Raw genomic sequence first — 17,212 nt, forward strand, 5'->3', positions numbered from 1 at the left:
GATTTAAGGTTACGGAGGGCCGTCCTGTCTGGCTCTGGATCCTGACTTTCGTCAGGATGACGGAGCGGTAGATGCCGGAGACGGCGCGCCGCATCAGAACGTCACACCGACGCGCGCGCTGACCGTCTGGCCGCTGTCGTTGCCGACATAGTCGCCCGCACGATTGTCGGTGTTCCACTGGATCGCGTTGACCTGGAACCGGGTGAAGCTGTTGAGATACCAGTTCACCCCGACCGTCGCGGCCCAGCCGTCGCCGCCGGTCAGCAGGTCACTGTAATCGAGGCTCTCGTACCGCGCGGTCAGTTCGATCGCGCCGACGCCGCCATCGAAGGTGGGTTTGAGCACCTTGGGCTGGCCGAAGCTCCCGAGCCGCGGGTTATAGGGCGGCAGGTCGCCGGTCAGGAACAGACCACCCGACACGCTCCACGCCTTGCTGACGAAATCGGGCCGTCCACCGTCGAGCCGCGCATTGCGCTGGCCGGCTTCGCCCATCACCCACAAGGGCCCGCGATAACCGCCGAGCTCGACACCGTAACCCGTCGTCCCGGTCCCGCCCGTCAGCGGTCCGGTCGACACGCGCAGCGCGCCGTTGAAGCGCCCGCCGATCACCGTGTTGCGGGTCAGCGTGCCCGCGACGGACGACAGCGATTCGTCGAACCCCCAGAGCCCGACATGAAGCACGCCGGTGTCCGACTTGATCGGGTTCCAGTGCGCGCGGCCGAGCACGGTGCGGCTGTCGCCGACCGTCTGCGTACCGTCGATCCGGTCGCCGGTGACGGTGACCGACGCGTGGCCGGTCTTCCAGAAGATCCGCGGCATCACGCCGATGCCGTAGAAGCCACGCTGCGGGATGATCGCGGTGGCGACCGTCGTGCGCTCGAGGAACGGGGTCGAGTCCGACCCGGTCGATCCCTCGAAGCTGCGGTCGTTGAACAGATGGCCTGCGCGCACGTCGTAATCGAGACCGGGCGTGATACGGTTGCGCCAGCCGACGAACGCGGTGACGACGTCGACCTCGTTTTCGGAAAAGTCGCTTTCGAACTGATAGAAGAAATGCGTGCCGACGCCGCCTTCGAGACCGAGGCGCAGCGCGCGCATCCCCGTCGTCGTGATGTTGCGGCCGTCATATTTCGACCCGAAGCTCGAACTCACATCCGTCAGGATCCGGCCGCGCGGCTTGAAGGTATAGACGCCGTCCGCGGAGTGGAAGACCGGCAGGCCCGCGCCCCATTCGGTCGTCAGGCCCGATGGATTGTCGCGTGCCGCCACGGCCTGTGCGACGCTACGGTCGGCGGGGCCGGGGGGCGCGAGCTGCGGTGCGAACGGCACGGTCCGCCGGGGCTCGCCCGTCTGCGCGAGCTGCGGCTGCGGCGCGGCGGCGGTCGGCTGGACGGGGGCCGCGGGCGCAGCCGCCTGTGCGACGACCGCATTGGTCTCGAGCCGGTCGAGCCGGGACTTGAGCGTGGCGATCTCGGCCGCCTGCGCGCGGACCAGTGCGGCGAGGTCGGCGTCGCTGGGCGCCGGTGCCCCGGTCTGGGCGAGCGCGGGTGTCGCGATGATCAGCGCGACGAGAGCGCAGCCGGTACGAAATGGGGTCATCGGGAAGAGGCTCCGTTGGCAAGAAGGGCGGTCCAGTCGCGCAGGAAGCGCTGGCGTTTGAGATGATCGAGCGTGACGAGAAGCTGCGGTCCGACCCGGATCGGCCGGGCCTGCGCGGCGGGAAGGCGGCGCGCGGGGACGTCGGTGCGGACCGGCCAGAGGCTGCGCTTGGCGAGCAGCGACTGGCCTTCGCGCGACAGCAGGAAGTCGAGGATCAGCTTGGCGGCCGCCGGGTGTGCGGCTTCGCGGGCGATGAACGCGATCCGCGACGTGACGATCGTATAGTCCTTGAGGAACGCCACGCCGATCCGCGGATCGGTGCTCGCGCGCTCGAGCGCATAGGAGCCGATGACGTTATAGGCGATCGCCTGCCGGCCCTCGGCGACGCCGCGCAGCATCGGCTCGCTGGTCCGCGACAGGACCGGCTTGGTCGCCGCGATCGCCTCCAGCAACGACCGCGTGTCGCGCGTGATCGCCATGTCCTCCGACAGATAGAGATAGCCGACATTCGAGCGTGACGGATCGAAGGTCGTCACGCGCCCGGTCAGCGCGGTGCGCTGCGTCCGCAGCAGCGCCTCCAGCTCGGCATGCGTCCGCGGCACGCGCGCCGGCGGCAGCAGCCGCTTGTTGTAGACGATCCCGATCGGCTCGGCGGTGACGCCGAAGCCCATGTTCTTCCAGACCGAGACGGCGGGCAGCGCGGGCTTTTCGGGACTGGCATAGCTTTGCGCGAAACCGTCGTTGATCAGCTTGACCTGCAGATCCATCGCCGACGACCAGACCAGATCCGCGGACAGGCGCCGCGCGCGCGTCTCGGCGACGAAGCGGCGATACATTTCGGTCGATCCGAGATCGGCGTAGAGGACGGTGATGCCGGGATAGCGTTTGCGAAACGCGGCGACCACCGGCAGCAGCTCGGCGCGATCGGCATTGCCGTAGATCCGGACCTGCCGTTCGGCGCGTGCGCTTTCGATCAGCGTGTCATAGGATCGGGGATAGCCCGCCGGACGCTGCGCCGATACCGCGGTCGCCGCGAACCCGGTCAGCGTGGCCAGCAGTCCGATCGTGAGAACCATTCGTGCCATCGTCACCTCTCCTCGCCTTCCGTCTCTGTGTTCGGATAGGCAGTAGCGGTGGAATACGAATCGAAGCTGTCACCAACCTTTCACGCCCTTTTGAATCAACGAGGTAAGCCGATTTGCGCATTCTGCTGATCGAGGACGACGCCGCCCTCGCGCGCAGCATCGCGGCATTGCTGCGGGCGGGCGGCAATGCGGTCGATCATGTCGCGACCGGCGAGGAGGCGCTCGGCATCGTCGCGGGCGAGCCCTATGCGCTGGTCATCCTCGATGTCGGGCTGCCCGGGATCGACGGTTTCGCGGTGCTCGAGACGCTGCGGCGACGCGGCGAGCGCGTGCCCGTGCTGATGCTGACCGCACGCGATGCGCTGGACGACCGCGTGCGCGGGCTCGATCTCGGCGCCGACGACTATCTGCGCAAGCCGTTCGATCCCGAGGAGCTCGAGGCGCGGGTCCGCGCGCTGGGGCGGCGGCGCGGCGGCGACCCGCTCCCGGTGCTGAGCGTGGGGACGTTGACGATGAACCGCTCGACGGGCGATGCGGATATCGCTGGCCGGGTCCTAGATCTGCGCCGTCGCGAACGCGCGGTGCTCGAGGCGCTGGCGATGCGCGCGGGCCGCGTCGTGCCGCGCGAGCTGCTGATCGGCGAGGTGTTCGGGTTTGACGAACCCGTCGGCGGCAACGCGATCGAGGTCCATGTCACGCGGTTGCGGACCAAACTCGCGCCGGACGGACCGGGCATCCGCACCGTCCGCGGCGTCGGCTATATGCTCGATGCCGGCTGAGGCGCGTGCCCCGGCGCTGCGGACGCGCCTGCTGGTGGCGGTGCTCGGTCCGCTGCTCGCCGCGGCGATCCTGATCGGCGTGGTCGGCGCGACGCTGATCACCGACGTCGTCCGGCGCACCAGCGACCGCGTGCTCGGGGGCGCGCTTGGCGCGATCGCGGAGACCGTGCAGGTCGAGCGCGGCGAGGTCACGCTCGACCTGCCCGCCGCCGCGTTCGGGATGCTCGAGAATGCCGAACGCGACAATGTCTATTACCGCATCGCGGTCGGCGGGGACCTGCTCACCGGCTATGCCGACCTGCCCGCACCCGATCCTGCCGCGCTCGCGGTCGATGTGCCCGCCTACCGCTTTGCGCGCTATCGCGGTCAGCGGATCCGCATCGCCGAGGTCCGTCGCGACCTGCCGCGGATAAACCGGCCGGTGATCGTGCAGATCGCCGAGACGATCGACAATCGGTCAGCCCTGACCCGCCGTCTGATGATCGCGCTGCTGATCGGCGAATGCGTCCTGGTCGGTGGTGCCGCGCTGCTGCTTCGCCCGGCGCTGGGGTGGAGTCTGCGCCCGCTGGCCCGGCTGCGCGGCGCGATCGAGGCGCGCGACAAGCGGGCGCGGCCCGACTTCTCGCCGCTCGACACGGGGCCGCTGCCGCGCGAGCTGCGCCCGCTCGCCGGCGCGTTCGACCGGCTGCTCGCGCAGCTCGATACCGCGACGGTCGGCGTGCGGCGCTTCACCGCCGACGCGTCGCACCAGATGCGTACGCCGCTCTCGGTCCTGAAGGTTCAGGTGGCGCTCGCGCGGCGTGGTTCGGGCGCCGAACGGCACGAGGCGCTCGACGAAATCGGCGATGCCGTGACGCGGCTCGAACGGCTCGTCACCCAGTTGCTGGCACTTGCGCGGGCGGAAGAGGCGGGGGTGTCCGCCCCGCTTGAAACCGTCGACCTGCGCGAGGTGGCCGCCGCGGTCATCACCCGCCAGATCAACCAGGCGATCGAGGCGGGGATCGACCTCACGCTCGAAACCGACCCGGTCGAGACCTACCGGGTGGCCGGGCACCGGACGCTGATCTTCGAAATCCTGTCGAACCTCGTCGACAACGGCATCCGCTACAATCAGCGCGGCGGTACGGTCACGGTCAGCCTCCAGACCTCGCGCGGGGAGACCGCGATCGCGGTGATCGACGACGGCCCGGGCATCGCGGACAGCCAGCGCGAGGTCGCGTTCGACCGCTTCGTCCGTCTCGGCGCACCGGGCAGCCCGGAGGGCAGCGGGCTCGGGCTCGCGATCGTCCGCTCCGCCGTCGCGCGGTTGAACGCGACCGTCGGCTTCGGCGCAGCGGACCGCGGCACGACGATCGTCGTCCGCTTCCCCGGCACCGCCGCGGCCGGCTGACGCCGCGCCCGTCAGCCGCGCAGCTTGCCCGGTGCGAAGGATTTCGGCGCCACCGCCGGGGCCGCATCCCCGGCGCCGCGATCGAACAGATGGTCCAGCATCGCCGCCATCGCCCTGTGGCCGGTATCGGTCAGGCTGACATGCACCCGCCGGTGATCCGCGGGATCGACATGGCGTCGCAGCAGCTCGGCCTGTTGCAGCCGATCGATCCGCCGCATCGTCCCCGCCGCACTGCCCCCCGACATCAGCGTCAGATCCTTCACGCAGAGCGTCTCGCCGGTGGCGGCCGCAATGAACAGGTCGATCATCATGTCCCAGGCCGGATCGACCAGCAGGTCCTGCGGCAGGAACGCGCTCATCGTCGCGCGCAGCTGGCGGGCCTGGCGCGCGCGGGCGAGCAGAGCGGGTGCGATCGGTCTCGGGGCGCCGGCGCCGGGTGCGCGCAGGTTGCGGCGTGCGACATCGGTCATCGTTCGCGCAGCGCCTCCCGCGCCCGGTTGAGGGGTTTGACGAGATACTGGAGCACCGTCTTGCTGCCGGTATGGATATCGACCGTCGCGACCATGCCGGGGGTGATCGCGAACCGCGCGCCGGCCTTGTTCGTCAGCGAATCCGCCTTGGTCCGCACGAACACGCGGTAATAGAGGATGTCGGGCTTCACCTCGTCGCGGATCGTGTCGGGCGAGATGCTGACCACGCTGCCCGTCAGGCCGCCATAGATCGAATAGTCATAGGCGGTCACCTTGACGCTGGCCGCCTGGCCGGGACGGATGAAGGCGATGTCGCGCGGCTGGATCCGCGCCTCGATCAGCAGCCGGTCGTCGAGCGGGACGATCTCCATCAGCTTGCCATTGGGCGGCACGACGCCGCCGATCGTCGACACCTCGATATTCTTGACGACCCCGCGCACCGGCGAGCGCAGCGTGAGGCGCGAGAGCGTGTCCGAGCGCCCCCGTACGACCGGTGCGAGCGAGTCGACCTGTTCGGTGACCTTCGCCAGATCCTGCCGCGCCTCGACCATATATTGCGACCGCAGATCGGCCTTTTTGAGCTCGAGCTCGGCCCGCTGGCGTTGCAGCCGCAGCACCTCGACATTGCTCGCCGCGCCGACCGCGATCAGCGACTCGCCGATCCGGACCTCGCGTCCGATCAGCGCCAGGCTCTGGTCGATCAGCTGGATCGACGATTGCAGGCTGCGTCGCCGGGTGTCGTGGAGCCGCGTCTCGGCGGCCTTGAGCTCGGGATAGCGGTCGAGTTCGGCGGCAAACGTCAGCGGCGTGCCGTTCGCCTCCGCCTGAAGCCGCGCGACGCTGGCCAGCGCGGCGCGGTATTTGGCGGCGGTCTCGTCGACGGTCGACCCCGCCTGCGTCGGATCGAGCTGCGCAAGCAGCTGACCCGGGGTGACGATATCGTCCTGGCGCACCGGAAGCTTGGTCAGGATCCCGCCCTCGAGCGACTGGATCACCTGTTCGCGGCTGGTCGGCACGACACGCGCTTCGCCGGTCGCCACCTCGTCGAGGGCCGCGAACCACGCCCAGCCGAGCGCGGCCACGAACAGCGCGGCCAGGATCCAGACGAGACGCGTCGCGGTCGCGAGCCGGACGCTGCCTTCGCCGCCGAAGAGGTGGTCGTCGTCGATCGCCCGCGCGCTCATGCCGCCGCACTCCGCGTCCCGCGCATCTGCGCGAGGATCTGATCCTTGGGGCCGTCGAGGACGATGGTGCCATTGTCGATCACGATGATCCGGTCGACGATCTCGAGCATCCGCATGCGATGCGTCGCGACGATCAGCGTACGCGTGCGGCTCCACGCCCCGAGCCGCGCGATGAAGTGCCGCTCGGTACCCTCGTCCATAGCCGCGGTCGGCTCGTCGAGCAGCGCGACGCTCGGCTGGCGGAGCAGCAGCCGCGCGAGCAGCAGCCCCTGGATCTGCCCACCCGACAAGCCTCGGCCACCCTCCTGCACGACATGGCCCAGACCGTCGCGCAACCGCCGGACCATGGTGTCCGCGCCGACCATCGCGAGCATCTCGCTAATTTCCCTGTCCGACGCCATCGGCGCGCCGAGCGTCAGATTCTCCCGCAGCGTCCCGTGAAACAGCCGCGAGGTCTGGGTCAGCAGGCCGATGTCGCGGCGGACATCGGCGGGATCGACCTGATGCAGCGCGAGGCCGTCGAGCAGCACCTCCCCCGACACCGGCTGCAGCATCCCCGACAGGCCCTGGAGCAGCGTCGACTTGCCCGCGCCGTTGCGCCCCAGCAACGCGATCCGCTCGCCCGCCGCGATGTCGAGCGTCTGGACCGTCAGGGCAGGGGGGGCGTTGGGGTCGGCATAGGTGAAGACCGCGGACCGCAGCGCGAAGTCGCCTTGGACGACGGGCAGCGGGATGCGGTGATCCGCGTCAGCGGTGTCGACGGGCAGCGCCATGATCTGGTTGAGGCTGCCCATCGCCACCTTGGCATGCTGGAACCGGCTGAGCAGCTGCGTGACCTGGGCCATCGGCGCCATCATCCGCGAGCCGAGGATCGAGGTCGCGACCAGCACGCCGGTGGTGATGTCGCCCGCGATCACGAGCGGTGCGCCGACGAAGATGATCGCGGCATAGACGCCGCTCTGGATGCTCTGGGTCCACACCGACAGGCCGTTGGTCAGCCCGCGCAGCCTGAGCTGCGCCTCGCCCGCGACTGCGGTATAATGGTTCCACTGGTGGTGGAACCGGTCCTCCGCCTGCAGCGCCTTGATGTCCTCGATACCCTGTACCGATTCAACCAGCATCGCGTTGCGCAGCGACGATTCGCGCATCGATTCGGTCGCGTACATCCGCAGCCGGCGTTGCGCGAGCAGCCCCGGCAGCAGCAGCAGGACCAGCGCGGCGAGCGGCACCAGCGCCAGCGCGCCGCCCACATACAAGAGGACGCCGAGGAACAGCAGGAAGAAGGGCATATCCGCGACGGTCGCGACGGTCGTCGAGGTCAGCATGTCGCGCACCTGGTCGAGGTCGCGCAGCTGCGAGATGAACGTCCCGGTCGAGGTCGGGCGCGCGCGGTTGCGAACCCGCAGCGCGTGACCGAAGACCCGGTCCGAAATGCGCAGATCGGCCCGCTTTCCAAGCACATCGACGATGTTCGTGCGGAGCCGTCGCAACACGAAATCGAAGCCGATCGCGATCAGCACTCCGACGAACAGGATCGTCAGCGTCGGGATCGAGCCCGCCGGCACGACGCGGTCATAGACCTGCATCGAGAACAGGACGCCCGCGAGCCCCAGGCAGTTGGTCACCACCGACGCGACCATGACATGGCCGTAGGACGGCGCGTCGGCCATCAATATGTCGCGCAGCCAGTGATCCTGGAATGGCCGGATATAGGCGTCGATCCGCGTGTCGGGCGCCGAGCGCGACGGCCGGGGAATGACATAGCCGGTCGCGCCCGCGGTCAGCTGGTCGATCGGCAGATGCGTCGCTCCACCCCGGTCGCCCGGCACGATCAGCCGGGCCTGGCCCTCCGCGTCTATCCCCTCGATCAGCGCGATCTCACCATCGCGCAGCCGGACGATCAGCGGCAGCCGCCAGCTCGTCAGCCGCATGCCCGCGGCGGGGACGAACTGCACGCCGAGCCCGGTGGCGCGCGCCAGCGTGCGGATGCGCGCCTCGTCACCGTCGCCCAGCTCCCAATGGGCCGCGAGCCGCGCGCGCTGTTCGGACAGCGGCAGGCGGTAGTGGCGGGCAACGCGGCCAAGCAGGTCGAGCCACGCGTCGATGCCGGCGCCCGGTCCGCCCGCCGCCACCGCGATCGGCACCCGGTCGGCGGTCACAGCGTCACCCCGCGCACCGTCGCGCCGGACAGCGCAAACGCGTCGCGCATCCGGCCCGACAGATACAGGCAATCCACCTGGAGGCTGCGCAGGGTCTGGGCGACGTTCACCGCCTCGAACCGCACCTGCTGGAATTCCTGTTCGGCGTTGAGCAAATCGACCAGCGTGCGCGTGCCCATTTCGAGATACTGGATCCGGTACAGCCGGCCCGTCTCGCGCATGTTGGTCTGGCGCGACTGCAGCGTGGCGACGACCTGCGACAGGCTTTCGATCTGCTGGCGGGCCTCGGCCAGCCGCTGGCTGCTCTCGTTGCGGACCCGGCGCGTGGCGGCCTGGGCCGCCTCCAACTCGAACGCCGCGCCGCGCGCACGCGCACGCGTGACCCCGCCCGCGAAGATGTTGCTCGAGACGCGCAGGCCGACATTGTAGATGCTGCGATTGCCGAGCGGCGCGGTCACGTCGGTCGAGGCGTCGCCGCCGATCGACAGCGTCGGATAGCGGTCCGCGCGGCTGCGGCGCAGCGCGGCGGCGGCGCGGTCCGCCTGCGCCTCGGCGGCCATGACCAGCGGCACCGTCTCCCAGGCGGGCACCGGGCCCGAACAGCTCCGCATCAGCCAGTCGGGGACGTCGGCGGACACCGCGGCGGGCGGGGCGTCGCGACCGAGCAGGAAGGCCAGATTGCTCGCCCAGCGGCGCTCCGCTGCCTCGACCGTCGCGAGGCTGGCCATCGCCGCCTCGACCCGCGCCTGCGCCTGCAGCGCATCCGATCGCGTCGCGGCACCAAAGGCGGTGCGCCTGCCGACGAGCTCGCTGATCTCGCGGATCCGGTCGGCCTGTTCGGCCGCGATGATCCGCTGGGCGGACGCGCGCTGATATTCGATCACGGCATAGGCGGTGTCGCGGATCAGCGTGTCGACCGCGAGTAGCATCTCCGCACGCCCGACCCGCGTCCCGGCGCGCGCGCCCGCGATCTCGCTCGACACCTTGCCGAAATCGAACAGCATCTGCGACGCGCCCAACTGGGGTCGTGGTCGCAGCGTCCCCGATACGCGACTGTCAAACCCGCTGCCGATCCCGGCGCTGACGGTGGGGAGATAGCCCGCGCGTGCCGCCTTCACCTCCTCGCCGCGTGCCGCCAGCGCGCCCGCCGCCTCGGTCAGCGACGGATGCCAGGCAACCGCTTCGCGTGCCGCGGTTTCGAGCGTCACCGGACCCGGCGTCGCGGGGCGAGGGGTGTCGACCGCTTGCCCGGCGTTACACGGCACAGCCGCCAATAGGACGCCCGCGGCCAGCGATCGCATCGCGCTCATAGTGGAAGTGATCATTGCGTCCCTGTCCTCTGCTGGCAGCAGCAAAGGACAGGGGTGCTTAACGAAACGTATAGAGTAAACAGTCTTTAAGTTGCTGAAATGGTTCTAGAAAAGACCAGTTTCGAATGCTTATACAACATGACTGGTGACTAGTCCGTTCTGATCCTGATCCGGGATAGTGGCGAGGTAATCGAACGGATCGACGACGGTGGCGATTTCGGTGACGACGATCGGATCGAACGAAACCGTATCGGGCTCTTCTCCGGTCAATGCTTGCGGTTCCGCCGCAAGATACTGTGACAGCACGTCCTCCAATTCGCCCTGACCCTCGAACAGATCATAGGTGGCGAGCCCGATCACCGGTCCGGCCGCCGCGAACGCGCCCGATTCGATGCTCTGTACCGTCAGCGCGTCGAGCGGGATGACGTCGAGGTCCCCGGTCTCCACCAGGGCGGTCAGTTCCGCGAACCCGTTTGCGTCCGATGCGACCGATGCGAAGCCCGCCGCAGCGGCGGGTCCGTCGCCAGGCACGTCGATCGTCACGGTCAGTGTCGCGGTGGACAGCACGCCATTGGGCTGGACGAGCTGATAGGTGAAGCTGTCGGTAAGATCGACCGCGGAGAAGCCGAGCGTCGCGCTGGGCTGATAGGCATAGCCGCCGGTCTCATCGATTTGCAGCGTGCCATATCGGCCGGTCAGCGTGACCGGGGTGTCGCCGATCTCGGCAAAACCGCTGCCGCGATCGACGCGGATCGCCGCGAAGCTGGTATTGGTCGTGTCATTGTCGAGCAGATTGCCCGTCGCGGTCTCGCGCGTCGCCAGCGCGTAGTCGTTGAGGAACAAGGTGCTCGAGCCGAGCGAGACCGTGGTGCCGAAATTCCCGACGCTCAGCGCCGCGTTGCTGCTGACCTGGTAGGAATAGCTGCCACTGGGCAGGTCGTCGAAGGTGAAGGTCGCGACGCCGCCGAGCACCGGGTTTAGCACCGTATTGATGGTTGCCGTCCGCACGATGAGGCCGTCGGCGCTGCGCACGCTGACGGTATAGGCCGGCAGTACGGAGAGCAGCCCACCCGTTCGCGCGGCGACGATCGTGATATCCGACACCGCGGCGGGGGCGACGGTGAAACTGCCGGTGCCCGTGCCGGTGACCTGCCCCGTCAGGATGGTCCCGGTCGACGGGAAGTCGAACGTCCGTGCGGGCGGCAGCGTGGTGACGACATTCTGGAACGTCACGTCGGCAAACGCCTGGTCGGCGACCGCAAGCGGCGCGCCGGTGATGTCCGGGCTGCCAATCGCGATCGTCAGCGTCGCGGTTTCACGCTCGCCATCGGTCGGGTCGACCAGCGTGTAGGTAAAGGTCTCGGTCCGCCCGATCGCGCCGGCATTCGCAACGGGGGTGTAGCTGTAGCTGCCGTCGGGGTTGATCCTCAGGCTGCCCCAGGCGCCGGTGACGCTGCTCCCGTCCGGTCCGACGTCGGTCGTCACGCCGTTGACCGTGACGCTGGCGACGCGGGTTCCGGGGCCCGTAACGTCGATCTCGCCACCCGGGCCCGCGTCGGTGATGACGTTGCCGGTCGCCGCGATCGGCGTTGCACCGGCAATGTCGGTAAAGTCCGAATCGATCCCGGCGACTGACAGATCGCCGAGCAGCCCGACACCCGCCGTCCCCTGGAAGGTCAGGAACGCCCGGTACACGCCCGGTCCCAGCGTCTCGGTCGCGCTGAGATTGCCGTTGAGCAGACCAATCTCGAGCAGCGAGGCCGGCCCGCTGCCGGTGACCGCGACCCACTGCGTCCCCACCAGCCGCTGCACGACCACCGCATAGTCACTGGCGGCGCCGATCGTTGCCGCCGCGTCATAGGTAAACCGTGCATCCAGGCTGTGGCCCTCCGCCACCGAGAAGCGGACGTTGCGGACCGCGAGCACCTCGGCGTCAAGGTTGACGAGGCCCAGCGAGACAAGGGCGAGATAACGGGCGCTGCCCAGATCGACCGGGGTCGTGGTCGGCAGGAGATCGAGTCCGGCGGCGTCGACATTGCCGAACGCGGCGATGTCGAACGGGGCGGCGATGCTGGCCGGGACCGAGACATTCCCCGTGGTATCGGCCTGGGTGACGCTGAGCGTCCCGCCCGCCGCCTGTGCCGGCGCCAGCGTGACCGTATAGCGGCCCTCGGCATCGACGGTCGCGACACCGATCAGCGTGGCATCGGGACCGCGAACCTCGACCCGTGCGCCGACCTCGCCCGTCCCGGTCAGCGTCGTGCCGTCGTTGGTGATCGCGGAGATGATCGGCGGCGGCGGGGCGGTGATGTCGGGCGCCGCGACGGTCGCGACGGCCGAGACGTTGCCGGTGGGATCGGCCTGGCTCGCCGACAGCGTCTCGCCGTTGACCGGCGCAGGACTCAGCTGCGCGGTGTAGCTGCCATCCGCGGCGACCTGTGCGGTGCCCAGGATGACGGTACCGAGACGGATCGTCACGGTCGCACCCGGCTCGCCGATCCCGGTCGCCGTGCTGCCGTCCTGCGCGATCGTGACGACGGGCAGGGCGGGCGCGGTGTAATCGGGCGCAACCAGCGCGATCGGCGCCGAGACATTGCCCGCAGCGTCAGCCTGTGTCGCGGCCAGCGTCTGGCCATCGGTCTGCGCCGGCGTCAGCGTCACCGCATAGGCGCCGTTCGCGCCGACGATCGCCGTGCCCAGACTGGTCGTGTCGGCCGCACGGATCGTGATCGTCGCGCCCGTCTCGCCCGTGCCCGTGACGACGCTTCCCGTCACATCGAGGGTCGCCGTGAGGGCGGCGGGGGCGGTCAGGTCGGGCGCGACCGCGGTGGCGGGCGGCGATACGTCGCCGTCCGCGTCGGTCTGCGTGACGCGGACCGTCTCGCCGTCGATCCGGGCGGGGACGAGCGCGACACGGTAGCTTCCGTCCGGACCGGCGACGCCGGTGCCGATGATCGTCCCGACCGCATCATAGACGATGACCGCGGCACTGGCATTCGCCGTCCCCGCCACCGCAGCGCCATCCGGGTCGACCGCCGCGCTCGGCGCATCGGGCGTGGTGTCCGCGACGAGGTCCGGTGCGGTCGCGGTCACGATGGGCGAGCCGTTTCCGGCAACGTCCCGCTGGTCGACCCCCAGCAGTTCGCCGTTGGTCTGCGCCGGAACGAGCGGCACCGTATAGGTGCCGTCGCCCTGGACGACGGCCTGACCCACCACGCGGCCCAGCGGATCGCGGACGGTGACCGTCGCCCCCGCCTCGCCCGTGCCGGTGAGCGTGAGTCCATCGGGCGCGACGGTGGCCAGCGGCGCGGCCGGCGCGGTCAGGTCGGCGGCGGTCAGCGTGGTCGCGGGCGACGGATTGCCCGCGGCATCGGCCTGCGACACGCTGAGTGTCTGGCGGTCGATCTGCGGGGTCGCGAGCGTGACACTATAATCGCCTTGCGCGGTCACGATCGCGGTTCCCAGCAGCGTGCCGGCGGCATCGCGGACCGTCAGCGTCGCGCCGGGCTCGCCCGTGCCCATGACGACCGATCCGCTCGCGTCGAGCATCGCGAGCGGCTGAGGCGGCGCGGTGATGTCCGGGGCCGTCACGCCGGTCGACACGGAGACATTGCCCGCCGCGTCGGCCTGCGTCACGCCGAGCCTCTCGCCATTGGCCTGCGCCGGGGTCAGCGTTGCGGCATAGCTTCGGTCCTCCGCGACGATCGCGGTACCGATCACGATGCCCGCCGCGTTGGTGACGCTGATCGTCGCACCCGGGGCGCCGGTACCCGTCGCAAGACTGCCATCGCCGCTGATCGTCGCGGTGGGCGCGTCGGGTGCGGTGGTATCGGGGGCCAGCAGACCCACCGGGGCCGAGACATTGCCCGCGCGGTCGGCCTGGACGACCGACAGCGCCTCGCCGTCAAGCTGCGGGGGGACGAGGGCAACGGCATAGGCGCCGTCGGCGGCGACGATGGCCGTCCCGAGCGTCGTTCCGCCGGGCGCCGTAACGGTCACGGTGGCGCCGACCTGGCCCGATCCGGTGACGACCGAACCGTCACCGCTGATCGTCGCGGTCGGCACGCCCGGCGCGGTGATGTCGGGGGCGAGCGCGGTGGCGGGTGCGGACACATTGCCCGCCGCGTCGGTCAGCGTCACGCTCAGCGTCTCGCCATCCGCCTGGGCGGGGTCGAGCGCGACGCGGAAACCGCCATCGGCGGCGACGGTCGCGGTACCGATCGCGGTGCCGGATGGATCGCGCACGGTGACGATCGTACCAGCCTCACCCGTGCCGACGACAAGGCTGCCATCGCCCTCGACGGTCGCCGTCGGTGCCGCAGGGGCGGTGACATCAGGCACCGCGACCAGCGCGGGGGCCGAGACATTGCCCGCGGCGTCCGCCTGCGTCACCGCAAGCGTCCCGCCCTCGCGCTGCGCAGGATCAAGGATCACCGCAAAGGCGCCGGCGGCGTTCGCTGTCGCCGTGCCGATCACGGTGCCGTCGGCATCGCGCACCGTGATCGCCGCGCCGGCGTCGCCCGTCCCGGTCAGCGCCGTGCCCGTCTGGTCGAGCAGCGCGCTGGGGGCGTCGGGCGCGGTCAGGTCGGGGGCGATCGCGGTCGCGGGGGGCGAGACATTGCCGCCGCCGTCGGTTTGCGTCACGCGGATCGTCTCGCCGTCACGCAGCGCAGGGACGAGCGCGATGCTATACTGTCCGTCGCCCGCGGCGAGACCCGTCGCGATCACCACGCCATCGGCATCGAACAGCGTGACCGTCGCGCCCGCTACCGCGCTCCCCGTCACGGCGCTGCCGTCGATGGTGATCGTCGCGGTCGGTGCATCGGGGCCGAGATCGGCGACCAGATCGGGCGCGACGGCGGTCACCTCGGGCGAGGCATTGCCCGCGGCATCGACCTGCCGCACGCTCAGCGTTTCCCCGTCGGTCTGCGCCGGCGTCAGCGTGACGGTATAACTGCCATCGCCCGCGACGATGATCGTGCCGATCACCGCCCCGACCGGGCTGCGCACCGTCAGCGTCGCACCCGCTTCTCCGGTCCCGGTCAGGCTCGCACCATCGGCGGTGACGGTCGCAGTCGGCGCGGCCGGGGCGGTCTGGTCGGGTGCGATCAGCGCGGTGGCGGTCGAGACATTGCCCGCGGCATCCGCCTGCACGACCGAGATCAGCTGGCTGTCGATCTGCGGCGGGACGAGCACGACATCGTAATTGCCGCGCGCATCGACGATCGCCGCGCCGATCTCGGTATCGGTGGTGTCGCGGACCGAGATCCGGGCACCGGGCTCGCCGCTGCCGCTCACGATTGTCCCTGTCGCATCGATTGTGGCGGCTGGGGCCGCCGGCGCGGTCACGTCGGGGGCGATCAGCGACAGTGGGGACGCGGCATTGCCTGCGGCGTCCGTCTGGATCACCGCGAGCCGTTGGCCATTCGCCTGTGCCGGGTCGAGCAGCACGCTATATTGTCCGTCGACCCCGACCTGCGCGGTGCCGATCGTCGTGCCGGCAGGGTCGCGGACCACGATCTGCGCGCCAGGTTCGCCCGTCCCCGTCACCAGCGTACCATCGCCGTTAATCGCGGCGACCGGCTGCGCGGGCGCGGTGAAGTCGGGCGCGATCGTGCTCGCATTGCCCGACACATTGCCCGCGGCGTCGCTCTGGACCGCCTCGACCCGTTCGCCATCGGTCTGCGCCGATCGCAGCGTGATTTCATAGCGTCCGCCGGCGTCGACGCTTCCGCTTCCGAGCACAACGCCGCCCTCGCCGGTGATGGTGAGGGTCGCACCCGGCTCGCCAGCCCCGGTCGCGATCGTGCCAGTCCCGTCGAGCGCGATCGTCGGTGCCGCCGGCGCGGTGAGGTCGGGCGCTATGACCCCGACCACGGGCGAGGCATTGCCCGCCGCATCCGCCTGGCTGAAGCCCAGCGTCTCGCCATTGGTCTGCGCCGGCGACAGCGGCACCGCGAAGGCGCCGTCCGTCCCGGCGGTCGCGGTGCCGATCACCACGCCATTGGCGTCGGTCACCGTAACCCGCGCGCCCGGCTCGCCGCTGCCGCTGAGCAACGTCCCGTCGCCGTTCACCGCAGCGGCGGGGGTCACCGGCGCGGTGAGGTCGGGCGACGCGATCTGCACCGCAGCGGAGACATTACCCGCAGCGTCGGTCTGCGTAACGGCGAGGCTGCCGCCACGCGCCTGCGCGGGCGACAGCGGCGTAGTAAAGCTGCCGTCCGCCGCCACCACGACGTTGGCGATCACAATGCCCGCAGCATCACGCACCGTGACGGTCGCGCCCGCTTCGCCGCGCCCGGTGACGGTCGCGCCACCAGCGTCGATCGCTGCCTCGGGCGCGCCGGGTGCGGTGGTATCGGGCGCAGCGACTTGTACGGCGGGGGAGACATTGCCCGCGGCGTCGGTCTGCGTGACGGCAAGGCTGCCGCCGTTGGACTGAGCGGGTGACAGCGGCGTCGTAAAGCTGCCGTCCGCTGCCACGACGACGCTTGCGATCACGGCGCCAGCAGCATCACGCACTGTGACCGTCGCGCCGGCCTCGCCGAGCCCGGTGACGGCCGTGCCGTCACTTGCGATCGTGACGCTCGGAGCGGCGGGGGGTGTCGTGTCGGGCGGGGTGATGACGGGTGGGGTCGTCACAGGGGGGGGCGTGACGGGCGGGGTGGCCGGATCGGGCTGGGTCGCGGGGGTATCCGAACCGCCGCCGCCGCCCAGTGCCGCCGCCGCGCCGCCTGCCGTGACCACCCCGCCCAGCAGGGCCGCGGGCAGCGCGAGCGAGGCGCCACCGCCGCCGCCCGCCGCCGCAACAAGCTCCTCGGGATCCTCGAGCGGAACGAAGCGCGGCGCGCCCGGCGCGACGCGCGCCTGCCACATGGTGCCGCCGGGTTCGTTCAGGACGAGATCATGCGGTGCGACCCCGGCATCTTCAGGATGGAAATTGGCGACCTCGACATGGTCGCCATTGGTCAGCCGGACGATGAGCGCATTGCCCTCACGCTCGAACCCCGCGACTTCGGAGCGGGCAAGGTCGAGCCGGACGACGCTTGGCGCATCGAGGCTCACGGCCTCTCCCGATACGCGCGTGACGGCCCCGGTTGCCTTCGAGATGACGTGTACGTCCATGCTTCATCCTCCTGTGCGGGTCAGCAGCGCCGCGGCGCCGACGGCCCCAGCGGGCACGTCGACGACCTTCGAAACTGCTGACTTCTCGAGAGGGACAAAGCGCGGCGCGGT

The 17,212-nt window shown here is 70.3% G+C and carries 9 protein-coding genes; 2 read left to right on the forward strand and 7 right to left on the reverse strand.

Annotated features, from left to right (window positions below; genetic code table 11):
• Positions 1-93: 93 nt before the first annotated feature.
• Together IFT54_RS13340 and IFT54_RS13345 are read right to left on the reverse strand one after the other, a co-directional pair.
• Positions 94-1,599 (reverse strand): OprO/OprP family phosphate-selective porin, encoded by a 1,506-nt coding sequence (locus IFT54_RS13340; RefSeq protein WP_192071001.1) that lies wholly within the window; start codon positions 1,597-1,599, stop codon positions 94-96.
• Complete coding sequence (locus tag IFT54_RS13345; protein WP_192071002.1) at positions 1,596-2,684, reverse strand: ABC transporter substrate-binding protein; 1,089 nt, start codon at positions 2,682-2,684, stop codon at positions 1,596-1,598. The genes IFT54_RS13340 and IFT54_RS13345 overlap by 4 nt, the downstream gene beginning before the upstream one ends.
• A gap of 113 nt (positions 2,685-2,797) precedes the next feature.
• Between IFT54_RS13345 and IFT54_RS13350 the strand changes: the two genes are divergently transcribed.
• Both IFT54_RS13350 and IFT54_RS13355 read left to right on the forward strand, forming a co-directional pair.
• Positions 2,798-3,463 carry a response regulator gene (locus IFT54_RS13350; RefSeq protein ID WP_192071003.1) on the forward strand — a complete coding sequence of 222 codons (666 nt, stop codon included), beginning with the start codon at positions 2,798-2,800 and terminating at the stop codon, positions 3,461-3,463.
• A complete protein-coding gene (locus tag IFT54_RS13355) occupies positions 3,453-4,853 on the forward strand; it encodes a sensor histidine kinase (RefSeq protein ID WP_192071004.1) in 1,401 nt (466 codons plus the stop codon). Before IFT54_RS13350 ends, IFT54_RS13355 begins: the two co-directional genes overlap by 11 nt.
• 11 nt (positions 4,854-4,864) lie before the next feature.
• On the opposite strand, the gene IFT54_RS13360 is transcribed toward IFT54_RS13355, so the two are convergent.
• From IFT54_RS13360 to IFT54_RS13380, 5 genes are all read right to left on the reverse strand, one after another.
• Positions 4,865-5,323: a MarR family transcriptional regulator gene (locus IFT54_RS13360; protein ID WP_107933826.1), complete on the reverse strand. Its 459-nt coding sequence runs from the start codon at positions 5,321-5,323 to the stop codon at positions 4,865-4,867.
• Positions 5,320-6,507 (reverse strand): HlyD family type I secretion periplasmic adaptor subunit, encoded by a 1,188-nt coding sequence (locus IFT54_RS13365; RefSeq protein WP_192071005.1) that lies wholly within the window; start codon positions 6,505-6,507, stop codon positions 5,320-5,322. Before IFT54_RS13365 ends, IFT54_RS13360 begins: the two co-directional genes overlap by 4 nt.
• Positions 6,504-8,666: a type I secretion system permease/ATPase gene (locus IFT54_RS13370; protein ID WP_342354833.1), complete on the reverse strand. Its 2,163-nt coding sequence runs from the start codon at positions 8,664-8,666 to the stop codon at positions 6,504-6,506. Before IFT54_RS13370 ends, IFT54_RS13365 begins: the two co-directional genes overlap by 4 nt.
• Positions 8,663-9,991: a TolC family protein gene (locus tag IFT54_RS13375; RefSeq protein WP_244648970.1), complete on the reverse strand. Its 1,329-nt coding sequence runs from the start codon at positions 9,989-9,991 to the stop codon at positions 8,663-8,665. The genes IFT54_RS13370 and IFT54_RS13375 overlap by 4 nt, the downstream gene beginning before the upstream one ends.
• 114 nt (positions 9,992-10,105) lie before the next feature.
• Positions 10,106-17,101: a BapA/Bap/LapF family large adhesin gene (locus IFT54_RS13380; protein WP_192071006.1), complete on the reverse strand. Its 6,996-nt coding sequence runs from the start codon at positions 17,099-17,101 to the stop codon at positions 10,106-10,108.
• Between the last annotated feature and the right edge of the window lie 111 nt (positions 17,102-17,212).

Origin of the sequence: Sphingomonas sp. CFBP 13714 (assembly GCF_014842205.1) — a bacterium.
Lineage (GTDB): Bacteria > Pseudomonadota > Alphaproteobacteria > Sphingomonadales > Sphingomonadaceae > Sphingomonas > Sphingomonas aerolata.

Coding starts and splice junctions, on each gene's coding strand:
- IFT54_RS13340 (WP_192071001.1), bottom strand. CDS start 1,599: ATGACCCCATTTCGTACCGGCTGCGCTCTCGTCGCGCTGATCATCGCG.
- IFT54_RS13345 (WP_192071002.1), bottom strand. CDS start 2,684: ATGGCACGAATGGTTCTCACGATCGGACTGCTGGCCACGCTGACCGGG.
- IFT54_RS13355 (WP_192071004.1), top strand. CDS start 3,453: ATGCCGGCTGAGGCGCGTGCCCCGGCGCTGCGGACGCGCCTGCTGGTG.
- IFT54_RS13360 (WP_107933826.1), bottom strand. CDS start 5,323: ATGACCGATGTCGCACGCCGCAACCTGCGCGCACCCGGCGCCGGCGCC.
- IFT54_RS13365 (WP_192071005.1), bottom strand. CDS start 6,507: ATGAGCGCGCGGGCGATCGACGACGACCACCTCTTCGGCGGCGAAGGC.
- IFT54_RS13375 (WP_244648970.1), bottom strand. CDS start 9,991: ATGATCACTTCCACTATGAGCGCGATGCGATCGCTGGCCGCGGGCGTC.
- IFT54_RS13380 (WP_192071006.1), bottom strand. CDS start 17,101: ATGGACGTACACGTCATCTCGAAGGCAACCGGGGCCGTCACGCGCGTA.